Source organism: Streptomyces sp. NPDC002130 (assembly GCF_040296465.1).
GTDB lineage: Bacteria > Actinomycetota > Actinomycetes > Streptomycetales > Streptomycetaceae > Streptomyces.
Map to the genome: position 1 here is coordinate 1 of NZ_JBEOXI010000738.1, position 1,582 is coordinate 1,582.

Sequence of the window (1,582 nt, forward strand, 5' to 3'; positions counted from 1 at the left end):
GTCGATGCACACGGCAATCGCGTTCTCGACGTGGTCACTGACGCCTACCTGCACTGTCGCCCGACTCGCGGACAGTGAATTATCGGTAAATTCCGCACCGCAATGCCTGAATTGCCGTACTTTCAGTGACGTTGCGACGCAACAATACCCATCCCCGCAAACAGGAGTTCCTCACACATGAGCAGCCTCGGCGAGATCAATCCCCTCGGCATTCTTCAGATCCTCATCTACATGCTCTTCGGTGGGTCGTCCAGCACTCCCGAGTAGACCCTAGCTTGCTATTGCCATAGTCAGCATCTACTGTGCTGACTATGGCAATTACTAGTCAGGCCTCCGTGACGGCCGTGCCGTCAATCGACGCAGCGCGTCATCACACCGAGTTCGACTCCAGCTGGCGAAGTTTCGACGGCATTCAGGGCGGACTCGCCGTAGCACGGATGCTGCGAGTTGCATCATCACCACTGAAGAGGCGGAAGAGATACGACAGGTGTCGAATTGCGCGCTTCAGTACGGCAACATCGCCAGCCGAGAAGCCGCCCACAGTCTGCTCGCCCGGTTCCTGGCAACCGAACCCGCCAAGGCGCGTCCCGATATCGGTACGGCAACCGCCGACAATGTCGGCGGTTCAGATGGTTCCGCCCCTGCCGAACCTGCGGAAGAGGAGACGAATGCGAAGGCGGTAACACGGTGCCCGATCTGCTTCGGACTGAATGGGTCTCACAACACGATTCACGAGCGCTACCCGGCCGGCGGCGGCGGAACCAACAAACCCTGCCCGAACTCCCTGCCAGCCGTTACAGAAGAAGTGAAGACGCACTGCCGGTGCGTCACGCCGGACTGGTACCACGATGGGCTGGACTCGGATATCGCCGGACGCCTGTGCCGCCGGTGCCGTCTGCGACAGAACATCCCGTACAGGGATCTCGTCAACTCGCCGGTTGCCCGTACCGCAGTGTCAGCGTTCAGTGTCGCTGCACTAGCCCTACGAAACGCCGTGGAAGTACTGGACCCTCACGAAGGTGGGGATTGGGAGCACGCGTGGCAGACGATTGCAGACCTCGAAGACTGCGCCGGCCGCTTCGAGGCAAGTGAGAGAACGGAAGTGAGGGAAAGTGGTCGAGAAAATCGCTAAGCATGGAAGACACGCTACGAGTCAGGCGAAACTGGGCACGCATGTCCTCAGTCCAGTCGGCCCCGAGAATTTCAGTGAGCACTACTACGGAGTGCGAATCACCATTACCCCACTGGGCAGGCTGCGCGGGCTTTTCAGAGAGTGGTTCCTCGTTCCACCCGACTTTCATCCAGCGATACCGGTGTGCATCTACGGACATGGCGTCGAACCTAAACGTATTGCCGCGGCGATCAACCGGTACGCCCGCGAAGCAGAATGGGAACGTCGGCCGACGTTGAGACAGATCATCGACGGGATCGACGAACGGTGGATCAGTGGCACTATGACGAACTCGGAAACAGGGTTGGTGGTGTACGCGCGGCTCTGCCTGAGATTTGAGGAGCGGATCCGCGGCGCAGTTCCTGTCACCATCATTGCTCCGGAGCCAGAGACCATGACAGTGGGGGCAAC

The 1,582-nt window shown here is 59.6% G+C and carries 2 protein-coding genes; both read left to right on the plus strand.

All coding sequences use genetic code 11. From position 1 onward, the window contains the following. Nucleotides 1–487 precede the first annotated feature (487 nt). The gene (locus tag ABT116_RS45000) at nucleotides 488–1,132 is read left to right on the plus strand and encodes a hypothetical protein (protein ID WP_351646808.1); all 645 of its coding nucleotides are present in this window, start codon (nucleotides 488–490) and stop codon (nucleotides 1,130–1,132) included. Beyond that, the coding region (locus ABT116_RS45005; protein ID WP_351646811.1) for a hypothetical protein at nucleotides 1,113–1,582 on the plus strand (470 nt) is incomplete at its 3' end. The genes ABT116_RS45000 and ABT116_RS45005, both read left to right, overlap by 20 nt.